At 69.0% G+C, this 3,301-nt stretch carries 4 protein-coding genes; all 4 read left to right on the top strand.

Going from position 1 to position 3,301, the window contains the following annotated elements; translation table 11 throughout:
- The coding region (locus Q8814_RS25215; RefSeq protein WP_330154690.1) for a class I adenylate-forming enzyme family protein at positions 1 to 1,134 on the top strand (1,134 nt) is incomplete at its 5' end.
- On the top strand, positions 1,112 to 2,017 hold the full coding sequence (locus Q8814_RS25210) for an acyl-CoA dehydrogenase family protein (RefSeq protein WP_330154689.1): 906 nt from the start codon (positions 1,112 to 1,114) through the stop codon (positions 2,015 to 2,017). The genes Q8814_RS25215 and Q8814_RS25210, both read left to right, overlap by 23 nt.
- Complete coding sequence (locus tag Q8814_RS25205) at positions 2,004 to 3,092, top strand: acyl-CoA dehydrogenase family protein (RefSeq protein ID WP_330154688.1); 1,089 nt, start codon at positions 2,004 to 2,006, stop codon at positions 3,090 to 3,092. The genes Q8814_RS25210 and Q8814_RS25205 overlap by 14 nt, the downstream gene beginning before the upstream one ends.
- Before the next feature lies 1 nt (position 3,093).
- On the top strand, positions 3,094 to 3,301 hold a 208-nt coding region (locus Q8814_RS25200; protein ID WP_330154687.1), incomplete at its 3' end, for an enoyl-CoA hydratase/isomerase family protein.

Below are 3,301 nucleotides of genomic sequence, written 5' to 3'. Positions count from 1 at the left end.
CTCGCCGAACTGATACCGATGCAGCACCTCGACGAACCGCTCCCACCCGCGCCCGCCGAGCCCCAGCGGCCGTTGTTCGAGCCACCGGACCCGGAATCCGACGCGGTGCTGGTCTTCAGCTCGGGCACCACCGGCCTGCCCAAGGCCGTCCGCCACACCCACGCCTCGTTCGCCGCCGCGGTCGCGCACTGGCGCAACGCACTGGAACTGACCGACGCCGACCGCATCCAGATCGTCACCCCGCCGTCGCACATCCTGGGCCTGCTCAACATCGTCACGGCCCTCGACACCGGGGCCTGGATGCGCCTGCACCGCCGGTTCGACCTCGACACGATGCTGCGCCACATCGAAACCGACCGCATCACCGTGGAAATGGCCGTCGCGCCGATCGCGCTCGCCATCGCGTCACATCCCGACCTCGAGACGTTCGACCTGTCGTCGCTGCGCTACATCGTGTGGGGTGCCACTCCCGTCACGCGGAGTGTCGCCGAGACCGTCACGCGGCGCACCGGAATCCCCTGGGTGCCCGCGTACGGTGCGAGCGAACTGCCCGTCATCGCGTGCAACCCGGTCGACGGTGCCCGGCTCGACACCGTCGGCCGTCCCGTCCCGGGCGTCGACGTACGAGTGGTCTCGCTCGACACGGGAGAGCCGCTCGGAGCCGGCGAGGTCGGTGAACTCCAGGTCAGGTCGGCGTCGCTCATGGCCGGTTACCTTCCGAGCGAGTCGACCCTCGAGGCCGTCACCGACGGCTGGTACCGCACCGGCGACGTCGGCTCCCTCGACGACGACGGCTGGGTCCGGATCACCGACCGCTCGAAAGAGATGATCAAGGTCAACGGATTCCAGGTCGCGCCCGCCGAGGTCGAAACGGTGCTGCACGCTCATCCCGACATCACCGATTGTGCGGTGTTCGGCGAACCCGACGCGCGCAGCGGCGAGGCAGTGGTCGCGGTGGTCGCCACCACCGCCGCGCTCGAACCCGAGAAGATCATCGCGCTCGTCGGCGACCGGCTCGCCTCCTACAAACGGCCGAGCCGAGTGGTCTTCGTCCCAGAAATTCCGCGCCTGCCCTCCGGCAAGGTGTTGCGCCGAGTACTCGAGGAGCGCCATGGACGTACGTCTGACGAATGAACAGCAGCAACTGCGCGACGCCGCCGCCAGGCTGGCCGACGACCTCGGTCCCGGCTCGGTCCAGGATCTCGACGACGCGGCACGCGTCGCCCGGCTGGAGAAGACCGTCGATTCGACGGGCTGGCGGTCGCTGCGCTCCGACGGTGCCTCGGGTGTCGAAGTGGCCATCGTCGCCGAAGAATTCGCCCGAGGCCTTGTCGACGTTCCGTTTCTCGGCCCGGTCCTTGCCGACGATCTGCGCCGCCACGTCGCCGACGACCAGCAGACCTGGGCGATCGGCGTGGGCGACGAAGCCTTCGACGCCACGGGTATCGAGCGGGCGCTCGTGCTGCGCGACCGCAGCCTCCACGCCGCGACCGTCGGAGCTCCGGCAGCGGGCGCGGACCTGACCCGTGCCTTCGCGGCACTGGCCGAACCGCTCGAACCGCTCGGCGACCTGTCGCAGGAGCAGACCGAGCGTGCGTACGCGCTCGCACTGGTCGTCACGGCTGCCGATCTCGTCGGCACGTCGCGCGGTGCGCAGGCGGCCGCCGTGGAGTACGCGAAGATCCGCGAACAGTACGGCAACACCATCGGCTCGTACCAGGCCGTCGCGCATCTGCTCGCCGAGAGCGAAGCCCTCATCGAGGGGTCGATCAGCGTGCTGCGGCACGCGGCGTGGGCGGTCGACGAATTGCCACCGGCCGACGCGGTGCAGGCCGCGCGGGTCGCGAAGATCTACTGCGCGCGCGCCACCCGGACCGTATGCGAGACCGCCATCCAGGTGCACGGCGGTATCGGCAACACCTGGGAGTGCATCGAGCACGTCCACCTGCGGCGGGCGCTCACGTCCACCGAACTGTTCCCCGTGAGCCTGGAGGAGATCGATCTTGGACTTTCGTGACTCGCCGGAAGAAGCCGCATTCCGGGCCCGCCTGAAGGCCTGGTTGGCGACGACGGCCAAGCAATACCCCACCTCGGGCGACGAATACTGGGAGAAGCAACCGGACTGGCACCGGGCGCTCTACAGCGCCGGGTTCTTCGGGCTGTCGTGGCCCGAAGAATACGGCGGCCAAGAGCTTCCGCCCGTCTACGACGTGATCCTCGACGAGGAACTCGCCATCGCCGGCGCGCCGGCGCGGCCGAGCCTCGGATACCTGGTCATCGGCCTCGGACACCACGGCAGCAAGGAACTCCAGCAGCGTTTCCTCCCGGGCATGATCAACGGGACCGAACGCTGGTGCCAGGGGTTCAGTGAACCCGGCGCCGGATCCGATCTGGCCTCGCTCACCACCACGGCCACCCGGGACGGCGACGACTACGTCATCCACGGCCACAAGATCTGGACGAGTTACTCCGACGTGGCCGACTGGTGCCTGCTGCTCGCTCGTACCGAACCCGACAAGCCGCGGCACCGTGGCATCTCGGCGTTCATCGTCCCGATGCATCAGGACGGCATCGAGCAGCGACCGCTCAAGATGATCAGTGGCGTCACCAAGGAATTCGGGCAGGTGCTCTTCGACGGTGCACGCGTGCCCGCCGACCAGATGGTGGGCGCACCGGGCGAGGGCTGGAAGCTCGCGATGACGGTGGTCGGGCACGAGCGCGAACCGTCGACCCTGGGGTTCGCCGCGCGCTACGCCAAGACCGTCCGTGACCTCGCAGCCCGGAACGGCGGCCGGCCGTCGGACGAATTGGCCTGGGCGGCCGTGCAGACCGAGATGCTGCGCCTGCATGTGCGACGCAGACTGTCCGAACAGCTCGACGGGGTGCAGCACGGCTCGGAAGGCTCGCTCGACAAGCTGCTCATGACGTGGGTCGAGCAGTCCGTCGGCCACGCGGCGCTGTCCGAGGCAGGCACCCGCGACCCCGAGATGCTCGGCTCGTACATGTACAGCCGCGCGCAGTCCGTCATGGGTGGCACGTCGCAGATCCAGAAGAACATCATCGCCTCGCGCATCCTGGGATTGGGAGTCTGACATGTACGACATGCCCGATGAGATCGACGTCCGGGCCGACGGTTCGCTGCGGATCATCACGCTGAACCGGCCCGACGACCTCAACGCCGTCAACGACCCCCTGCACGCGGGTCTCGCGAGACTGTGGCCGCGCCTGAGCGCCGACCGCGACGCGCGCGCCGCGGTGATCACGGGCGCCGGCAGAGCATTCTCGGCGGGCGGCGACTTCG

This window comes from Rhodococcus chondri, from assembly GCF_036327435.1.
In the GTDB taxonomy this organism is placed as follows: Bacteria; Actinomycetota; Actinomycetes; order Mycobacteriales; family Mycobacteriaceae; genus Rhodococcus; species Rhodococcus chondri.
This window is presented reverse-complemented; position numbering and strand designations above follow the sequence as displayed.